Source organism: Bacteroides sp. 4_1_36 (assembly GCF_003466325.1).
Lineage (GTDB): Bacteria > Bacteroidota > Bacteroidia > Bacteroidales > Bacteroidaceae > Bacteroides > Bacteroides uniformis.
In genome coordinates this window covers 312,543-329,961 of sequence record NZ_QSOX01000001.1, presented here as the reverse complement: position 1 = coordinate 329,961, position 17,419 = coordinate 312,543, and the positions used below count along the sequence as shown (strand labels likewise).

Sequence of the window (17,419 nt, the reverse complement as noted above, 5' to 3'; positions counted from 1 at the left end):
ACAATGAAAACAAGAAGATTTTTAATGACTTTGGCAGTTGTACTCTTCTGTGCATCTGCCGCAATGGCGAAAGACATCCGTACAGCCGTGTTCAAGGTAGCACAGATGAAGTGTGAGAACTGTGTAAGGAAGATAAACAATAACATCCGTTTTGAGAAGGGACTGAAGGACTTCCACACAGACCTGAAGACAAAGACGGTAACCATCACGTATGATGCCGACAAGACCAATGTGGAAAAGTTGAAAGAAGGTTTCCAAAAGTTCCATTATGAAGCGGAGTTTGTCAAGGAAACCAAGCAGGACGATAAGAAGTAATTGAACAAACTGCTCATTCCAGTTGTTGCTTTATTAAAGCGGAACAACAACCATCTAAAAAATAAATCGAATGAGCAATATAATTACTAAGGCACATCCCGTGCCGGATATGCACAGCACGGGATTGCGCGTCGTCGGTGCATGGCTTTTTGCCATCGTACTGATACTGTTTTCTACAGTCTTTGTGCATGTACCCTATACCCGTGAAATACAGATGGTACTGGCAATTCCGGTACTGCTGTTTTTCGGCGCTCCTTTTTATGCCGGTGCCTGGAAGGGAACCCGGTCGGGCCGCAACAATATAGACCGTCTGGTGGCGCTTACCACCTCTGTGGCTTTTCTGTTCAGTGTGTTCAACACTTTCTTCCCGGATTATTGGCTGGGCATCGGGCTGGAACCGCATGTCTATTATGGGGTTGCCGCCGTCATCATCGCTTTTTCCCTGACTGGCGAGTTTATGGAGGAACGTGCCCGGCGAAATGTGTCGGCGGCTATCTGCCGGTTGGGAGGCTGGCAGCATAACGCAGCCCGCGTACTGCCGGAGAAGCAACGCATTGACGACCGCGTTGCCGAGCTTTTTGTCCCGGTCATTCTCATCATTTCCCTGCTGACCTTTTTTATATGGGTGTTCTTCGGAGGCATAGATGTAGTGTCACACGGTCTGTTTGCCGCTTTGTCCGTATTGGTGGTGGCTTGTCCGTGTGCGGTAGGGCTGGCCACTCCAGTAGCTTTGGCGGCGGGCCTTAATAAAGCTGCCCGCAATCATATCCTTATCAGGGACACTTCCGCTTTAGAGCAGATGCGCAATGTGGATGTGGTGGTATTCGACAAGACCGGGACCTTGACAGAAGGACATCCTACGGTAATAGGCTGGCTGTGGGCGCAAGGGCAGGAGGAGCATTATAAAGATGTACTGCTTGCTGCCGAGTCTACTTCGGACCATCCTCTGGCAGAAGCAATCGTTACGGCCCTGGAAGGGGAGGAGCAGGTTATCCCTGCCCACCTGGACGGTTTTGAAAACATTACCGGAAAAGGTGTCAGAGTGGTCTATCAGGGTGCGGAATATTGGGTAGGAAGCCATAAACTGCTGAAAGATTATCAAGCCAATTTGTCGGATATCCTGGCCGATATGCTGACACAATATGAATCGGACGGAAACAGTATTGTCTACTTTGGGCGTGAGAACGATTTACTTGCCGTTATTGCCATCAAGGACCAGTTGCGGGTGACTTCTATGGAAGCTATCCGGGAACTGCGTATCCAGGACATCGAGATATGCATGCTTACGGGAGACGGTGAGCGTACAGCTTCTTCCGTGGCCGGCAGTTTGGGTATCATGCGTTTTGTGGCTGATGCCATGCCCGACGACAAAGAGGATTTCATCCATAAGCTGCAGCTTCAGGGTAAAACGGTCGCCATGGTAGGTGACGGCGTGAACGATGCGCAAGCCTTGAGCTGTGCTGATGTAAGCATTGCCATGGGAAAGGGGACCGATACGTTGATGGACACCGCCATGATTACTCTCAGGACTTCAGACCTGCTGCTGTTGCCCAAAGTTTTCCGGTTGTCTCGCCAGACTGTGAGCCTCATGTACCGGAATCTGTTCTGGGCTTTCATCTATAATACAGTGGGTATCTTTGTCGCGGCCGGAGTACTCTATCCCGTCTATGACATCCTGCTGAGTCCTGCGCTGGCAGGTGCTGCCATGGCTCTTTCCTGTGTATCCGTGGCTTTGAGCAGCCTTCGTCTGAGTTCCAGGTTCTGACGGCTGTATTCTCAGCTGTTCCTATACTCCAGCGGACTCATGCCCATGTGCCTCTTGAAGTATTTTCCAAAGAAGGAAGCACTGGGGAAGTTCAGGGAATAGGCAATCTCCTGAATGGTCATGTTGGTTGATTTCAGCTTGGCTTTCACGTCTACGATGACGACGTGGGCGATGATGTCCAATACATTTCTGCCGGTCACCTGCCTCACGGTGGTGCTGAGGTGTTGCAGGGAGATGCCCAGTTTGTCGGCATAGAATTGCGCGCGGCGTTCGCGGGTATAGTTTTCGATGACGAGCTGCACCAGTTCGCGGCATATTTCCTCTTTCCGGCTCTTGTTCCCTTTTTGCATCTGCGGACGGTGGCAATACATTCTGTCTATGCCGCTGAGGAGCAAGTTCAATGTGCTTTGAGCCATTTTTGTATCGGGAGGATAGGGACCGGTCGTGATGCGTGCCCATAAGGCAAAATAGTCCTTGAAATAGGAGGCGACGGTAGGGTTGACAGCCAGTACCGGATACTCCAGTATGTTGGAGAAGGAGCTCAATGTAGACTGGATGAGGTTGACTCCATTGAGGCAATGGGAAGAAAACCCCACGAATCCCAGGCACACTTTTTCCTTTTGTTCGTAAAACTGTATGATGGTTCCGGGAAGCAGGGTGATAAAATCCCCTTGCTTGATTTCCGTATCCATCAAGTTGATGGATACCGTGATGGAACCTTCTATGCATAGTGCAAAGATGCATGCTTTCAGGCGGCACGACTGTTTGTATATGTTTAGAATGTCTTCCGTTACTTCAGTCCATGCAATCATGTCTACTGGCAGGTCGACTTGAGGAAATTCCATACGCTTTGTCGTTTAGAGTTCGCACAAAGGTAATTCTTTTCCGGGAAAAAGTAACGGAAGACATTCTGTTTTTAAAATGAAATGTTCTTTTTTTAAAATGTAACGTCCATCTTTACGACGAAAGTACGTGGCGCGCCCACTGCCATGGGACGATAGCTGTACTCCTTGTTCAGCAGGTTGTTTATCATGAACTGGAAAGCTACTTCCTTGGTGGCTTTCACCCCGAAGCGCATGTCCACTGTGGCATAGTCCGTATTATGCTTTTTCCAATAGGATGCCAGGGTTTCCCCGTTGGACGAGCCGAAGAGGATGCCGCGCACGTAGTCCAGCAGGTCAGGTTCACTTTTGCTGCGTTCGTCCAGCATAATATAGTCCACGGCAAGTATCTTGCTTTTCCAGTTTACGTTGGCACCTATGTTGATGCGTTTCCACTGAAAGTCCAGCGTGGCCTTGAAACTGTGTTTCGGACGATATTTCAAGTACTTGCCGTCATTGCTTTTCTCCTTCATCTGAAGCGGGTCGGTATAGGTGTTCTCCAGGGCATTGCGTTTCTTGTAGTCGGCATCCCTCGGTTCGGTATATACATATCCCAGGTTATAGAGCAGCTTGGCGTTTTTGTTGAAGGTGTACATGCCGTTGGTGCTGATTTCCATTCCATAAATCTGTGCTTTGGACACGTTGTGGAACTGTGCCCCGATGCCGAAACCCTTGCCGTTCTTCAGCATTTGTATGGCGTCTGTAACGCTGTTTATCATGCTCAGGTCCGCATTGTTGAATAGGCCGAACTGGAATTCCACCATATCCTTGTATTGGGTATAGAAAGCGGCGACATCTGCAAATCCTTGTAAATTGCCTGCCTTGTACCCTTGCTTGAATCCCAGCTCGGCATTGAATCCTTTTTCCGGCTGTACGTTGTAGTTGGGATATACACCTACACCTCCGATGTCTTTGCGAAGGTATTTCTCGGTGATGGAGGGATTACGGTAACCCTGGCCGAAGCTGGTACGCAGGAAGCTGTAATCGGCTAGCTGGTAGTTCAGCCCGGCACGGAACACGGGGCGGAAAGGAATCTTGCTCCCGAAAACCTTTGTGTCGGCTTCCCGGTAGTGCTTGTCTATCCGGTAGTATTCGGCACGTACACCGGCCGATACGCTGAGGCGGTCCCAGAAGCGCTGGTCGTATTGCATATAGGCGGCAACATTGTCACTTTGATGTACTTCTTCCGTTTCGCCGGAGAAGGTGCGGATATGTTCGTAAGTCAGACCCGTGGTGATTTGTGCGCCGCCGTCCCATTTCTTGTTGAACTGATAGTCCAGATAATAGTCGTAATTCTTGTCCGTCCGTGTTGGTGATTGATTGCGCTTCGGATTGAGTACACCGGATAGCCAGGGAACCAGGTCGCTGGGTAGTTTCCCTTCAAGCAGTCCTCCCATGTCAGACGGCAGGCCGTTGCTCATTACCCAGGAGATGAGGTCGCAATAGTCGGCAGTGGTGGCATTGGGGAATATGTTGTCCAGAGAGCCGAAGACACCGTCCATCAAATCACTCAGCTTGTTGCTTCCCAGCCATTTGATAACTCCGGTCATCAGTGGCTGGAGGGCTGTGTAGTCTCCATTGGCAATGTTCTGGATGACTTGTGCGTCGGTGCCCATGTTGCCCAGAATATCCGTAATGGAGGCGGATTGTGTAGGGCGTACCACATTGTCCGCACTGTAGTAGAAACGGCCCTTTACTTTGTGTGAAGTACCTCTTTCAGGATTGGTGAAGTTGAAGAAAGGGTCAATGCGGAAGTTGTTGGACTCACGTCCCATATTAGTAAAGGGAGAGGGGCGGTAGGCCTCGCCGGGCGAGCGCCAGATGAAGAAATCCCCGTACTTGTTGGAAAGGAAATCCACGTTGAAACCGTAGTTCATCAGTTTCATACCCATATCCGGCTGATAGTAGGTGAGGTTTCCGTTGATGTGGAAACGTTTGTTGTAACCTTGTTGGCGGTAGCCCTCGTCGGTAAAGAGATTCAGTCCGCCGCTGACGTCAAAGTTACCGATGCGGCGGGAGTGGGTGAGGTCGAAACCTTCGTAGAGCGGATTGCGTACACCGCTGAAAAGGCTGTTGCGCAACAAGGGCTTTACCGGATATTTGTCCTCTTTCCAGAAAGATTTGTCACTCCATTGGTAATCGCTGTTGTCGGGGTCGTCATAGATTCCTACATAGGCACTGAAACGGGTCTGAGGGGTCAGTCCCGGCCGTGCGGTGCGTATGTTGATGATGCCGTTCAGGGCCGACGAACCATAGAGCACGCTGGAGGCTCCTTTGATGACCTCTACCTGCTGCACATTTTCCAGAGGTACGCTGTTCCAGTTGATGACTCCGTTTTGGGGGCTGAGCACGCTCATCCCGTCTACCAGTACCAGGCTGCGGGCACCTACGCTGTAAGTCCAGCCGCCACCGCCTCGAATGCTGGGTTGCTTGTCGATGATATCCACCCCCGGAATGGTCTGCAGTGTCGAGGTGATGTCTGTGGGAGCCTGGCGGGCAATGTCACTGGCCTTTATCAAATCCATGGAGACCGTCACATCGCTCAGCTTCTGTTCAAACCGTCCGGCCGAGACCACGACATCTTCCAGCAGGTTGGTGCTTTCCTTCATGTACACGTCTTTCTGCATAATGTCTCCTTTGCTGATGACGATGGGCATTGGCACATCCTCATATCCCACGTAGCTGAATACCAAATCTACACCTCCCGCCGGCAGGTGTACTTCGTATGCACCGTTTATGTCGGTCACTACGCCTTGCGTGTCTTTCAGCTTGTAGGTGACCGATGCCCCTGCAAGCGGTTCATTGGTCGTTGCATCATATACGTGCCCCTTCAATATCTGTGCAGATATGGAAAAGCTGAACAGTAACGCTGCGAATAGCGTTATTAGAATTCTTTTTTTCATAAGTCTGTCTTTTTGTGAATAGTTATATCAGAATGTTTGCAAAGTACGTGAGATATTATCAGATTATCAAGGTGTATTTTTATGAATTGATGCTACATATTTAAGATAAATTCGGGGAGTGAATTCAAAAAAGTGCTATATTTGCTTGCATGAAACTGGAAATATCAGATTGGGACATGATTCCTTATGCCGGAGCATGGAGCCGGCAGACGGAATGGTTTGACGCACTTGTACACGCCAAGCAGGCAGGAGAGTGCTATGTCAATCATATTGTGCTCTGCGAGCATCCCCATGTCTATACATTGGGGCGTAGCGGAAAAGAAGGGAATATGTTGCTGGGAGAAGAACAACTGCGCAGGATAGGGGCTACGCTCTATCATATTGACCGTGGCGGAGACATTACGTATCATGGCCCGGGACAGTTGGTCTGCTATCCTATTCTGAACCTTGACGACTTTTCTTTGGGGTTGAAGGAGTATGTGCATCTGCTGGAAGAGGCGGTAATCCGTGTTTGTGCTTCGTTTGGCATCGCGGCCGGACGCCTGGAGAAGGCAACGGGCGTATGGCTGGAGGGCGATACTTCCCGTGCCCGTAAGATTTGTGCCATCGGCGTGCGCAGCAGCCATTTTGTCACCATGCATGGATTGGCACTGAATGTGAATACCGATTTACGTTATTTCAGCTATATCAATCCCTGCGGATTCATAGACAAGGGTGTCACTTCTTTGCAGAAAGAGCTGGGACACGAGGTGCCGATGGAAGAGGTGAAGGAGTGTCTTTGCAAGGAGCTGGTAAATCTTTTGTCATGAACTACCTGGCACATATATTCCTTTCCGGTTCGAACAGAAAAGTACAGTTGGGCAATTTTGTAGGCGATGCCGTAAAGGGAAGCTCCTATAAGAATTATCCGCCGGATATAGCCAAGGGTATTCAGCTTCACCGCGCTATTGACGACTATACCGACCGTCATCCGGCTGTCTGCGAGGTGGTACATAGGCTTCAACCTGAATTCGGACGCTATTCGGGGGTATTGCTGGATATTTATTTCGATTATTTGCTGGCTTCCCGTTTCGAGTCGTTCTCCGGAGTTTCCTTGAGGAGGTATACCCGGACTTTCTATCTTTCCCTCCTCATCAATTACCGCTATCTTCCGGTACGGTTCAAACGTTTCATCTGGCATTTTATCCTGACCGACCGTTTGCGGAAATACGCCACTCTGAACGGAATAAGAGAGTCTTTGAACATCATGGTGGAATATCATCATATTGATATATCCGTAGACAAGGCTATTCGTTACCTTGAAGAGCACGATGAGGAACTGTTTGCTGTGTTCCAGCCATTTTTTATTGAATTGCAGAGGTTTTGCACTGAATACCGGCATAATTATAAGGTACAGTTTTAAGGACGAAGAAGAAATTCATATCGTGTCGGCAAGGAATTAATTTCCTGCCGGCACGATATTTGTTTTTTGTATCACACGTTATTGATTTCCTGCATGACATGTTATTGATAGCTTGTGCCCTGTGGAATCAGCTTCCCGTACTCCGCTTCTCTCTTGCCAGTACCGAGATGATGTACCCTCCCTTGCTGTTCACCTTGCTCCAGTTCGTCCCATTGAATATTTTCCAGACGTAGTTTCCCAGCCTGCCGTAGTCCGATAACTTCAGTATCTTCCTGATTTCCTCCCGGTCGGTGATGTAGAGCTTTTCCAGATTCAGCATGAGGCATTCCAGGTTGTGCGTATTCCTGTTGTAGGCATATCCGGGAATGTCCAGATCAGGATTCCCCTGCGCTCCTCCGCTTTCCCCCGGGGGAGTAAGAGGGGGAAGTGCTTTACTTTCTTTTGCTTTACTTTCTTCTACTTTGCTTTGTTTGGAATTGTATGCATTTTCGGGGAAAATGTCCGCATCCTGCGTACAATTTTCCCGTTTTTGCGTACAAGTCTCGTCCTTGTCCGGTTTATCTTCCTCCGTCTCTACCAGCAGATAGGGTAGGGTGGTGAGGTCCCTTTTTCTTCTTTTGGTGGCTTCCAGCCATATTTTCTGTATCTCGGTAGAGGTCAGCACCCCTTGCTCCTTATAGGTTTTGGGGTCGAAAAAGGCTTTCTCCACCAGGATGTCCACGATTCCCTGCATCTCCTGCTCGTTGATGTCCTTTCCCGCCTTGTTTGTGAACAGTGTGCATTGCTCCGCGTTCCATTTCAGGTAATATCCGTTTTCCTTGTGTATCTTGCACAGCAGTTTCATTACCGCCGCCGTTCCTTTCAGTCCGAACCTGGCTTCCACCAGTTCCACTGCTATCTCTTCGAATAGATTTACTTTGAGGGGGAAGTATAGCATTCCCCCGTACATCATGGCCATTGTTTTTAGTGTTTAATGATTAGTGATTAATGGTTAATGGTTAGCATATGGGGCTCCATTCGAGGAAGTTTTCCAGCTGGAAGGTTTTCCATGCCTGCAGTTCCACGTCCCAAAAGGCTATGGTGCTTGTCACTCTTGTGATGTCATAATCTCTTCTGAAGTCTGCCTTGTAGGGCAGTAAGGTGGCTTTCGCCAGCCTGAATGTCCCGTCCTGCTTGTGGTAGGCTATGAGTGCGTGGCCGTATTGCATGTGGTCTATCAGGCTTTCTATCCGTCGGGCCATCCATGTGGCGCATGTTTCCGTGTAGTTCTTTTCCAGCATGATACGTATTTTCCATAGGTTTCTCAGTGCTTCGTGAAGTGAAGCGTTCTTTGTCGACTTTCTCATCTTGTTGTCTTTAAAATTAATAATTGTATTAGTTTGGCAGGAGGTACGCTTGTATATAAAAAAAGATGCCGCATTCGTTGAGAAAGCGGCATCTATAGGCGGTGTGGCTTCATCCTTACCAAAGTGGCGGCAAAGATAAGTGGTTTATTCCTTAAGTTGTTTATATTTAATTATTGTCAATAAGTTTCGTGGTTTCTGCCCTTTTTTGTTTTATTCCCTATATCTTTCCTGCTACCTTCATTTCCCGCCACACTTCACCGAACTCTTGTATTATAGTGTTTTCTGACAGTCTTTTATAGTCTGGCGTTCTAAAGTCGAAATGTGAGTATGCCCATTGTGCCAATGCCTTGTTGCTTGTCGGCTTTTCTTCTATAAAGTATCTTGATTTTTTCCATAGGATGATGTCTTTAATGACTTCTTTCCTATATTGTGGCAGTATTCCTATAACCTCCCCGCTTGAGGGACGTCCTACTCCTGCTTTAGGAGCTGATATGCCGTGCTTTACATCCGTTTTAAGGGTGTCTCTTTTTGTTTTTTTTCCTTACTTTGGAGTGTTTCTTTTGCCTTCATTTTCTAATGTTTTTGGGTTAATAATTAAAATTACTGTAGTTTGTAAAATAAATGCAAAGGTATATCAAGTTTTTTGTTTTTGTGGAGTAAGGATGGAGATAAAAAGCTGGGTTTTATCTTTATGATGGGTTAATGCGTTGATATATAAATGGAAATGACTTTGATTTGGAAGTGTTTTTTAAACGTTCGTTTAATGGACGCAAAGATAAGACTGTTTTTTATATCCTCAAAATGTTTAATAAAAATATTTTGGAAAACCCATCGTATATCAGTTTAATCTACAGTAATTCAGTATATTAAGTATCTTATTTAATATTTAAAATTTCCATTCCCTTTTATTAACTCATTCCCTATTTCATTTCCTGAAATTTGACGTCCATTAAACGAACGTTTAAAAAACGCTTTTTGTTTGTAATCCGTTCGTTTATAGTCTCTTACCAGAAGGTAATGACGAACTGCAAAAAAACTGTTGGCAAGAAGGGCACAATGCTTGCTGTATTTTACATAAGGTGCTCGCAAATGATTGGATACCAGGTATATACCGAGGGTTCAAAGCCCTAGAGGAACACTCTTTTGTGAACAAAACAACGAAAATGGAAACGGATAACGAGGTTGAAGTCTGGCATGCCATGCGTGCCACATACCGCAGAGAGCTTGATGCGGTGCATCTTCTCGAGAAGGAGAACCTCGGCTGTTTTGTCCCCATGCAATATAAGGTAAGTATCCGTAAGGGTAAGAAAGTCCGTACTTTGGTTCCCGTCATCCGTAATCTGGTTTTTGTCCATGCACGTCCTTCCGACGTACAGCGTGTTAAGTCTCAAATTACTTATTTGCAATATATAACCGATACTCGCAGTGGTCAGAAGATAATTATTCCCGACCATGAGATGCAGCGCTTCGTCGCCGTTGCCGGAACCTATAACGACCATTTGCTTTATTTCCAGCCCGAAGAGTTGAATCTGTCGAAAGGAACTAGAGTCCGTATTACGGGTGGTGACTTTGCAGGTCAGGAGGGTATTTTTCTGAAAGTAAAGGGTGCACGTGACCGTCGTGTGGTTATAGAGATACAAGGTGTCATTGCTGTTGCCATGGCTACCATCCATCCGGACCTTATAGAAGTGATCGGCTGAATTATAATTCATAATTTACAACTCATAGTTTACAATTCATAATTCAAAAAATGTCCTCCTCCCTTTTCGAAGAAGCAATTAATCTCCAGCGTGCTGCGCACGAACTGATGTATTTAGGTATGGACGGTAGTCCTATCTATAGTGATGACCTTTCCCGCCGCAACGGTGAGGTTTACCGCTTGACTGCGGCTTTGTATGGTTCCAGTGCTCGAGGTACTACTACGGAAGGACAGGCAAACGTCTGTCTTGCTCTCTTGATGGGTTATAACGCATCGTTCATTGACCATGGCGAGAAGCAGGATCACCTCCAGGAGATATTAAACCGTTGTTGGAATCTCCTTGATACCCTTCCCGCTTCGCTGTTGAAACTCCGTCTGCTTACTGCCTGTTATGGAGAAGTGTTCGATGAGCTCCTGGTCGACGAAGCCCGGAAGATTATTTCTTCCTGGGACTCCGCATCGCTCACTGCCGAACAGCAGGAAGCTGTCGAGGAATTCCGGAATGTAGTTGACAATCCCTATCCGTGGGAATATCTTGAGGACTAAAACAGGTGAAAGTTTTCTCGCAAGGCAAAAAAAAATGGAGTGGAGAATGTAAGAGACACGGGAAAAGTTAAAGACATATAGAGCTAAACATACAAGTGATATATTCATGTAATGAGTGAAAAGGATTCCACGCATTGTATTACGAAAAATAGCCTCCAGAGAAACGGATTATATGGCATTTCTGCCAATGAATATAGTAAAATAACTTATTATTTGATTAAAAATATAACTCAAAGTGGGTTATCCCCCCTTTAGTAGATGCCCAATATCTATTGAATATCCGGGAAGCGTGGTACTAACTCTTTCATTACTACGCGAAGTAATAAATATAAATCACCTTTGGTTCCACCTTCCCGGATTAGTTTGATTTTTTCAGTGTGTGACATATAAGAATCTAACAAACATTAAATTATGCGTCGAATCTTATTTCTGATTTTATGTCTTTTTATTTTCTTCGGTTCTGCCTATGCCCAGCGCATGTCCGACGAGCAAGTGGTTGAATATGTGAAACAAGCACAGGCAGCCGGAAAATCTCAGAAGCAGATGACTGCCGAACTGTTGCGCCGTGGTGTGACCCGCGAACAGGTGCTCCGCATCAAGGATAAATATGAGAACTCGGGTGTTGCTGTCCCGGGTTCCGAAGCTCCCTCACAGATGCGCAAGCGTTCGGTTGCTGTGGGAGAATCCTACGAGGCTGCCGAACTGGATGACCAGAAAGCGGTTGTTGATGAGAGACTTGAAAGCCAGTCCGCCCCTGAGGCTGCCGGCATACAGATTTTCGGTCATAATCTGTTCCAGAACCGTAATCTCTCCTTTGAACCTAGTGTGAATCTGGCTACTCCGGCAAATTATCGGCTGGGGCCCGGTGACGAGGTGATCATAGATATTTGGGGAGCTTCCGAGAATACCATCCGCCAGACCATCAGTCCCGAGGGTAGTATCCAGGTGAAAGATCTCGGTCCCGTTTATCTGAACGGCATGACTGTTAAAGAAGCCAACGCTTATCTGCAACGGGAACTGTCCAAGATCTATTCCGGTATCGGAGGGGGGGATCCCAATTCACAGATCCGTCTGACTTTAGGCGATATACGTACCATTCAGATTCATATTATGGGTGAGGTCACGGTGCCGGGTACTTATACACTTTCGGCCTTTTCTACGGTTTTCCATGCCTTGTACCGTGCCGGTGGTGTGAATAATATCGGTAGCTTGCGTGACATCCGTCTGGTTCGTAACGGAGAGACGATAGAGCATTTGGACGTCTATGAGTTCATCATGCAGGGCAAGATGAATGACGATGTCCGTCTGCAGGAGGGCGATGTGATTATCGTGAGTCCCTACCAGTCGTTGGTCGAGATAGTAGGTAAGGTGAAACGTCCCATGTATTATGAAATGAAGCCTGCCGAGACGGTTGCTTCCTTACTGAAGTATGCGGGTGGCTTTATGGGAGATGCCTATAAGAAGGCTGTACGCATCATCCGTAAAAGCGGACGTGAACATCAAGTATATAATGTGGATGAGATGGACTATTCCGTATTCCGTTTAGACGACGGTGACTTAATGACGGTTGACGCCGTACTCGACCGTTTTGAGAACAAGGTTGAGGTCAGTGGTGCCGTCTATCGTCCGGGGCTTTATCAGTTGGACGGTGAGGTGAATACGGTGAAGCAGCTGATAAAGAAGGCTGAGGGACTCCGGGGAGATGCTTTCCTTGCCCGGGTCCTTCTGGACCGTGAGCGTGAAGATCTTACGCACGAAATGGTTGCCGTTGATCTGGAGGGTATTATGAACGGTACGGTTTCTGATATACCCCTTCAGAAGAACGATCATCTGTATGTTCCCGGTATCCACGACCTGAAGGAGAGCGAGACGGTCTCCATTTATGGTGAGGTGCTCAATCCCGGTACTTTCCTATACTCCGACAACTTAACGATAGAGGATATGATTGTCCAGGCGGGAGGTCTTACTGAGGCTGCCGCCACTACCTGTGTGAGCGTGACGCGCCGCATCAAGGATCCCAAGAGTACTGCCTACAGCAGCAAGCTTGCGGAGACATTCACCTTTGACATCAAGGACGGTCTTCTGACGGGTGCCGGTAGTTTCTACCTGCAACCTTTCGATGTAGTCCAGGTTCGTCGCAGTCCTGCCTACCAAGTTCAGCGCATGGTGACGGTTGCGGGTGAGGTGCTTTTCAGCGGCAGCTATTCGTTGTTGAAAAAGAATGAACGTCTGAGTGATGTGATAGGTCGTGCAGGCGGAATTACTCCGGCGGCATATATAAAGGGGGGACGTTTGATTCGCAAGCGCAATGATGAGGAACGTCGGCGTGAGACGGATGTGCTTCGCATGGCACAGGGCGGTGAAGGTTCCGATAGCATTGCAGTGAACAAGCTTGCCATCTCTGAGACTTACGCAGTAGGCATCGATATGGAAAAGGCTCTGTTTAATCCGGGAAGTGACTATGATATTGTCCTGCGTGAGGGAGATATCGTTTATATTCCTGAATACGTCAATACGGTGAAGATCAGCGGTTCAGTGATGTATCCTAATACAGTAACCTGGGAGAAAGATGCCAAGCTGAAACATTATATCAATATGGCAGGTGGTTATGGCGAAAATGCGAAAAAGAAGAAAGCATACATCATTTATCTGAATGGTACGGTAGCCCGTGCTAAGAAGAGTGACAGTGATTTAATCCAGCCGGGTTGTGAGATTGTGGTTCCCACGAAGTCTGAGAGGAAGCGTCTCCAGCTTTCCGAGATTATGGGTATGAGCTCCATGACTGCGACGATTGCGGCGATGGTGGCTACGTTGACTAATGCTTTTAAATAAGAAACAAGTGGAAGATATAAAAAGAAAGGATGCTGATATGAATGACGGACAACAGAATAAACATCCACAGGAAGAGGAGATTGATTTGCTTGAGCTTGCTTTGAAGGTCTGGGCAGAGCGCAGGTGGATATTGAAGTGTTGCGGCTATGCAGTGATTGTGGGACTGGTGATTGCTTTTAGTATTCCCAAGGAATATACAGCAAGTGTAATGATTGCTCCGGAAGCTTCTGATAATAAGGGAGGAAGCCTTTCCTCACTGGCAAGTTTGGCAGGCATTAGTCTGAATACATCTTCTGGGTCTGATGCGATTTATCCTGATTTATATCCGGATATTGTGAGTTCCACTCCTTTTGTGACAGGGTTGTTTGATGTCCCTATCCGGGATATGGATGGGGAGATAAACACCACACTTTATGATTATATGGACGAATACCAGCGTGTGCCATGGTGGTCGTATATCATATCTGCCCCATTCAAGGCTTTAGGCTGGATTGTTTCTCTGTTTAAGGAATCAGAAGAAGAGGTGGAAAAATTAGATCCTTTTCAGCTGACAAAAGAGCAGACTGATATTGTGAAAGCACTGAGTGATCATATAGGTGTTTCGGTAGATAAAAAGACCGGGGTTACTACAATTTCTGTCACGATGCAGGATCCCCGTATTTCAGCATGTCTGACAGATACTGTTGTAAATAGGTTGCAGTCTTACATTATTGATTATCGTACTAATAAAGCCCGTAAGGATTTTCATTTTCAAGAAAAGCTTTTTGAACGTAAGAAGAAAGAATATGAGATGGCGCAGGAGAATTATGCCAAGTTTGCCGATGCCAACAAAAATATCATCCTCCAGAGTTATCGTGCCGAACAAGTGCGTCTAGAAAATGAGATGAATCTTGCTTATCAAGTCTATACATCCGTTGCACAGCAATTGCAGATAGCAGAGGCAAAGGTGCAGGAGATAACCCCTGTTTATACAATTGTTGAGCCTGCTACTATTCCTGTAAAGGCGTCAAAACCGAGTAAGGCTATGATTCTGATAGGAGTCATTTTTCTGACAGGGATGGGATGTATTGGCTGGATTCTTATGGGAAAGGATTTGTTGTATAGCATGAGGAAGAAAAATATTCCGAAGGTTTAAGGTGATAATTCTGTCTATTGCATGCAGGGATCTTTGAGAGATAAGACCGCCCGTGGAGTAGGGTGGAGTTTTATTGACAACATAGCCAACTCGGGCATAACCTTTCTGGTAGGGCTTGTCTTGGCACGTTTATTGACACCGGAAGAGTATGGGGTTATGGCCATGATTGCTATTTTTATAGCGGTGTCCGATTCGATTATAGACAGTGGCTTTTCCAATGCGTTGATACGTAAGGTGGATATTGAACGTATTGATTATAATACTGTCTTCTATTTTAATCTTATAGTTAGTATTTCACTCTATATTCTTTTATTTTTTGTTTCTCCTGCTATTAGCGCTTTTTTCAGAGAGCCTGTTTTGGTTGATGTTATGAGGGTCATAGGTTTTGTGCTGATTGTAAATGCATTGGCTATTATTCCCCGTACCATATTTATTCGGAATATAAACTTTAAGACACAAACTAAAGTTTCTTTGATAGCTTCCATCAGTAGTGGTGTTGTCGGCATAGGGATGGCTTTATCTGGAATGGGAGTCTGGAGTTTGGTTGGACAGCAATTGTCCCGTCAGCTGTTGAATACGGTTTTTTTGTGGGGGTATTGTAAGTGGAAGCCTGTTTTTGAGTTTTCTGCCAAGAGTTTCAAGGAAATGTTTGGTTTTGGTTCCAAACTACTTGTTTCCGGATTGTTGGATACTATTTATAAGGATATTTATTATTTGGTCATAGGTCGTTTCTTTACTTCATTTGTATTGGGGCAATATACCCGGGCCAAACAATTTAATACTATATTTTCTAGTAATCTGACCACTGTTGTCCAACGGGTCAGCTATCCTGTGCTTAGTTCCATTCAAAATGAGCCGGAGCGTTTGTGCGGAGCTTATAGGAAAGTCATAAAATCAACGATGTTGGTGACGTTTGCATGTATGCTTGGATTAGCAGCGATGGCAAAGCCGTTAATTATAATTCTTATAGGAGAGAAGTGGCTACCTGCTGCTGGCTATTTGCAGATTATTTGCTTTTCGGGCATGCTTTATCCGCTTCATGCCATCAATCTGAATATCCTGAAAGTCAAAGGGCGTTCGGATTTATTCTTGAAATTGGAAATAATAAAAAAGATTCTTGCCATAGGTCCTATTGCATTGGGGGTATTTGGGGGGATAGAATGTATGTTGTGGGGTAGTGTACTTAATTCTTTTGTTGCTTATTTCTTGAATAGTTATTATTCTGCCGATTTGATAAACTATCCTACTGTGAAACAGATAAAGGACATACTACCTACATTTTGTGTATCTATAGCTGTGGCTGCTGCCATGTGGGGATTGTCTTTTTTTAGATTGTCCGTTTACCTGCTTCTTCCTTTACAATTACTGTTAGGAGTTTCTCTTGCTTATCTGGTTTATGAAAGGACTGCTCTTCCGGAATATCTTGAATTAAGACAAGTGACTCTTTCTCTCTTAAAGCGGAAATCATATACTTAAATAAAAATGGAAAATAAAGTTATTACAGTAACTTCTCCGTTACTTCCTTCCTTGGAAGATTTTATACCTTATTTGGAAGATATTTGGAATCGTAAGTGGTTGACAAATAATGGGTATTATCATAAAGAACTGGAAAAAGCCTTGTGTGAGTATTTGAAAGTACCTTATGTCAGTCTTTTTACAAATGGTACATTACCTTTGATATGTGCATTGCAGGCATTGCGCATTACCGGTGAAGTAATTACTACTCCTTATAGTTTTGTGGCTACTACACATTCCTTGTGGTGGAACGGCATCAAGCCTGTGTTTGTGGATATCGACCCTGTCACTTGTAATATTGATCCGGATAAAATAGAGGCTGCCATTACTCCAAAAACTACGGCTATAATGCCTGTCCATGTTTATGGTAAGCCTTGTGATACGTCACGTATTCAAGAAATAGCTGACAAATATGGATTGAAAGTAATTTATGATGCTGCCCATGCCTTCGGAGTAGAAGTGAACGGTAAGTCTATTTTGGAGGCCGGTGATATGTCCACTTTAAGTTTTCACGCAACAAAAGTTTATAATACCATTGAAGGTGGTGCTTTGATATGCAAAGATGAAAAAACGAAAAGGCGTATCGACTATTTGAAGAATTTTGGTTTTGCAGATGAAACTACGATTGTGGCTCCTGGCATAAATGGCAAGATGGATGAAGTGCGCAGTGCCTATGGTTTGCTAAATCTGAAGCAGGTGGATGCAGCTATTGAATCTCGCCATCGGACAGCTGTAAAATACCGTGAAGCATTACGTGGTGTGGAGGGTATCAGTTTTATGGAGGATATGCCTGGCGTACGTCATAACTATTCCTATTTTCCGATTTTTATTGATGCGGAAAAATATGGAATGACACGTGATGAACTCTATTTCAAGATGAAAGGACAGAATGTGTTGGGACGTCGTTATTTCTATCCTTTGATTAGTGAATTTTCTGCTTATCGCGGACTGGAATCTGCTCAACCCGAAAATTTACCGGTTGCCTCTAAAGTAGCCGATAGTGTGATTTGCTTGCCGATGTATCATAATCTGAATGATTCAGATATCCAAAGAACTTTAGAGTTAATTGTGAGGTAAAAA

The 17,419-nt window shown here is 45.8% G+C and carries 14 protein-coding genes; 10 read left to right on the top strand and 4 right to left on the bottom strand.

Annotated features, from left to right (window positions below):
- Positions 1-3: 3 nt before the first annotated feature.
- Positions 4-315 (top strand): heavy-metal-associated domain-containing protein, encoded by a 312-nt coding sequence (locus DXD65_RS01420; protein ID WP_035457917.1) that lies wholly within the window; start codon positions 4-6, stop codon positions 313-315.
- A gap of 70 nt (positions 316-385) precedes the next feature.
- Positions 386-2,080: a heavy metal translocating P-type ATPase gene (locus DXD65_RS01415; RefSeq protein ID WP_117887295.1), complete on the top strand. Its 1,695-nt coding sequence runs from the start codon at positions 386-388 to the stop codon at positions 2,078-2,080.
- Between the two features lie 11 nt (positions 2,081-2,091).
- On the opposite strand, the gene DXD65_RS01410 is transcribed toward DXD65_RS01415, so the two are convergent.
- Both DXD65_RS01410 and DXD65_RS01405 read right to left on the bottom strand, forming a co-directional pair.
- Positions 2,092-2,925 (bottom strand): helix-turn-helix domain-containing protein, encoded by an 834-nt coding sequence (locus DXD65_RS01410; protein ID WP_005836344.1) that lies wholly within the window; start codon positions 2,923-2,925, stop codon positions 2,092-2,094.
- Positions 2,926-3,017: 92 nt separating this feature from the next.
- Entirely contained in the window at positions 3,018-5,864 is a 2,847-nt protein-coding gene (locus DXD65_RS01405) for a TonB-dependent receptor (protein WP_057253295.1), read from the bottom strand.
- Between the two features lie 137 nt (positions 5,865-6,001).
- Here DXD65_RS01405 and lipB point away from each other — a divergent pair, with 137 nt between their 5' ends.
- Positions 6,002-6,673: a lipoyl(octanoyl) transferase LipB gene (gene lipB, locus DXD65_RS01400; RefSeq protein ID WP_255420172.1), complete on the top strand. Its 672-nt coding sequence runs from the start codon at positions 6,002-6,004 to the stop codon at positions 6,671-6,673.
- Positions 6,670-7,266, top strand: a complete 597-nt coding sequence (locus DXD65_RS01395; RefSeq protein ID WP_057097939.1) for an ACP phosphodiesterase — start codon at positions 6,670-6,672, stop codon at positions 7,264-7,266. Before lipB ends, DXD65_RS01395 begins: the two co-directional genes overlap by 4 nt.
- A 127-nt stretch (positions 7,267-7,393) precedes the next feature.
- On the opposite strand, the gene DXD65_RS01390 is transcribed toward DXD65_RS01395, so the two are convergent.
- Positions 7,394-8,224: a DUF4373 domain-containing protein gene (locus tag DXD65_RS01390; protein ID WP_057097938.1), complete on the bottom strand. Its 831-nt coding sequence runs from the start codon at positions 8,222-8,224 to the stop codon at positions 7,394-7,396.
- 40 nt (positions 8,225-8,264) lie between these two features.
- On the bottom strand, positions 8,265-8,612 hold the full coding sequence (locus DXD65_RS01385; RefSeq protein WP_022401485.1) for an SH3 beta-barrel fold-containing protein: 348 nt from the start codon (positions 8,610-8,612) through the stop codon (positions 8,265-8,267).
- Positions 8,613-9,775: 1,163 nt separating this feature from the next.
- Between DXD65_RS01385 and DXD65_RS01380 the strand changes: the two genes are divergently transcribed.
- The 6 genes from DXD65_RS01380 (at position 9,776) to DXD65_RS01355 (ending at position 17,416) form a co-directional block, all read left to right on the top strand.
- Entirely contained in the window at positions 9,776-10,312 is a 537-nt protein-coding gene (locus DXD65_RS01380) for a UpxY family transcription antiterminator (RefSeq protein ID WP_035448230.1), read from the top strand.
- A gap of 50 nt (positions 10,313-10,362) precedes the next feature.
- Positions 10,363-10,857 carry a UpxZ family transcription anti-terminator antagonist gene (locus DXD65_RS01375; protein ID WP_117887294.1) on the top strand — a complete coding sequence of 165 codons (495 nt, stop codon included), beginning with the start codon at positions 10,363-10,365 and terminating at the stop codon, positions 10,855-10,857.
- 411 nt (positions 10,858-11,268) lie between these two features.
- Positions 11,269-13,689, top strand: coding sequence for an SLBB domain-containing protein (locus DXD65_RS01370; RefSeq protein WP_035448233.1), 2,421 nt, complete (start codon positions 11,269-11,271; stop codon positions 13,687-13,689).
- Between the two features lie 37 nt (positions 13,690-13,726).
- On the top strand, positions 13,727-14,824 hold the full coding sequence (locus DXD65_RS01365; RefSeq protein ID WP_035449233.1) for a Wzz/FepE/Etk N-terminal domain-containing protein: 1,098 nt from the start codon (positions 13,727-13,729) through the stop codon (positions 14,822-14,824).
- A gap of 21 nt (positions 14,825-14,845) precedes the next feature.
- Positions 14,846-16,300, top strand: coding sequence for a lipopolysaccharide biosynthesis protein (locus DXD65_RS01360; RefSeq protein ID WP_035448235.1), 1,455 nt, complete (start codon positions 14,846-14,848; stop codon positions 16,298-16,300).
- A gap of 6 nt (positions 16,301-16,306) precedes the next feature.
- Positions 16,307-17,416 (top strand): DegT/DnrJ/EryC1/StrS family aminotransferase, encoded by a 1,110-nt coding sequence (locus DXD65_RS01355; protein ID WP_035448237.1) that lies wholly within the window; start codon positions 16,307-16,309, stop codon positions 17,414-17,416.
- Positions 17,417-17,419: the final 3 nt, after the last annotated feature.

Coding starts and splice junctions, on each gene's coding strand:
- DXD65_RS01380 (WP_035448230.1), top strand. CDS start 9,776: ATGGAAACGGATAACGAGGTTGAAGTCTGGCATGCCATGCGTGCCACA.
- DXD65_RS01375 (WP_117887294.1), top strand. CDS start 10,363: ATGTCCTCCTCCCTTTTCGAAGAAGCAATTAATCTCCAGCGTGCTGCG.
- DXD65_RS01365 (WP_035449233.1), top strand. CDS start 13,727: ATGAATGACGGACAACAGAATAAACATCCACAGGAAGAGGAGATTGAT.
- DXD65_RS01390 (WP_057097938.1), bottom strand. CDS start 8,224: ATGGCCATGATGTACGGGGGAATGCTATACTTCCCCCTCAAAGTAAAT.
- DXD65_RS01385 (WP_022401485.1), bottom strand. CDS start 8,612: ATGAGAAAGTCGACAAAGAACGCTTCACTTCACGAAGCACTGAGAAAC.
- DXD65_RS01395 (WP_057097939.1), top strand. CDS start 6,670: ATGAACTACCTGGCACATATATTCCTTTCCGGTTCGAACAGAAAAGTA.
- DXD65_RS01405 (WP_057253295.1), bottom strand. CDS start 5,864: ATGAAAAAAAGAATTCTAATAACGCTATTCGCAGCGTTACTGTTCAGC.
- DXD65_RS01410 (WP_005836344.1), bottom strand. CDS start 2,925: ATGGAATTTCCTCAAGTCGACCTGCCAGTAGACATGATTGCATGGACT.
- DXD65_RS01360 (WP_035448235.1), top strand. CDS start 14,846: ATGCAGGGATCTTTGAGAGATAAGACCGCCCGTGGAGTAGGGTGGAGT.
- DXD65_RS01355 (WP_035448237.1), top strand. CDS start 16,307: ATGGAAAATAAAGTTATTACAGTAACTTCTCCGTTACTTCCTTCCTTG.
- DXD65_RS01370 (WP_035448233.1), top strand. CDS start 11,269: ATGCGTCGAATCTTATTTCTGATTTTATGTCTTTTTATTTTCTTCGGT.
- DXD65_RS01415 (WP_117887295.1), top strand. CDS start 386: ATGAGCAATATAATTACTAAGGCACATCCCGTGCCGGATATGCACAGC.
- DXD65_RS01420 (WP_035457917.1), top strand. CDS start 4: ATGAAAACAAGAAGATTTTTAATGACTTTGGCAGTTGTACTCTTCTGT.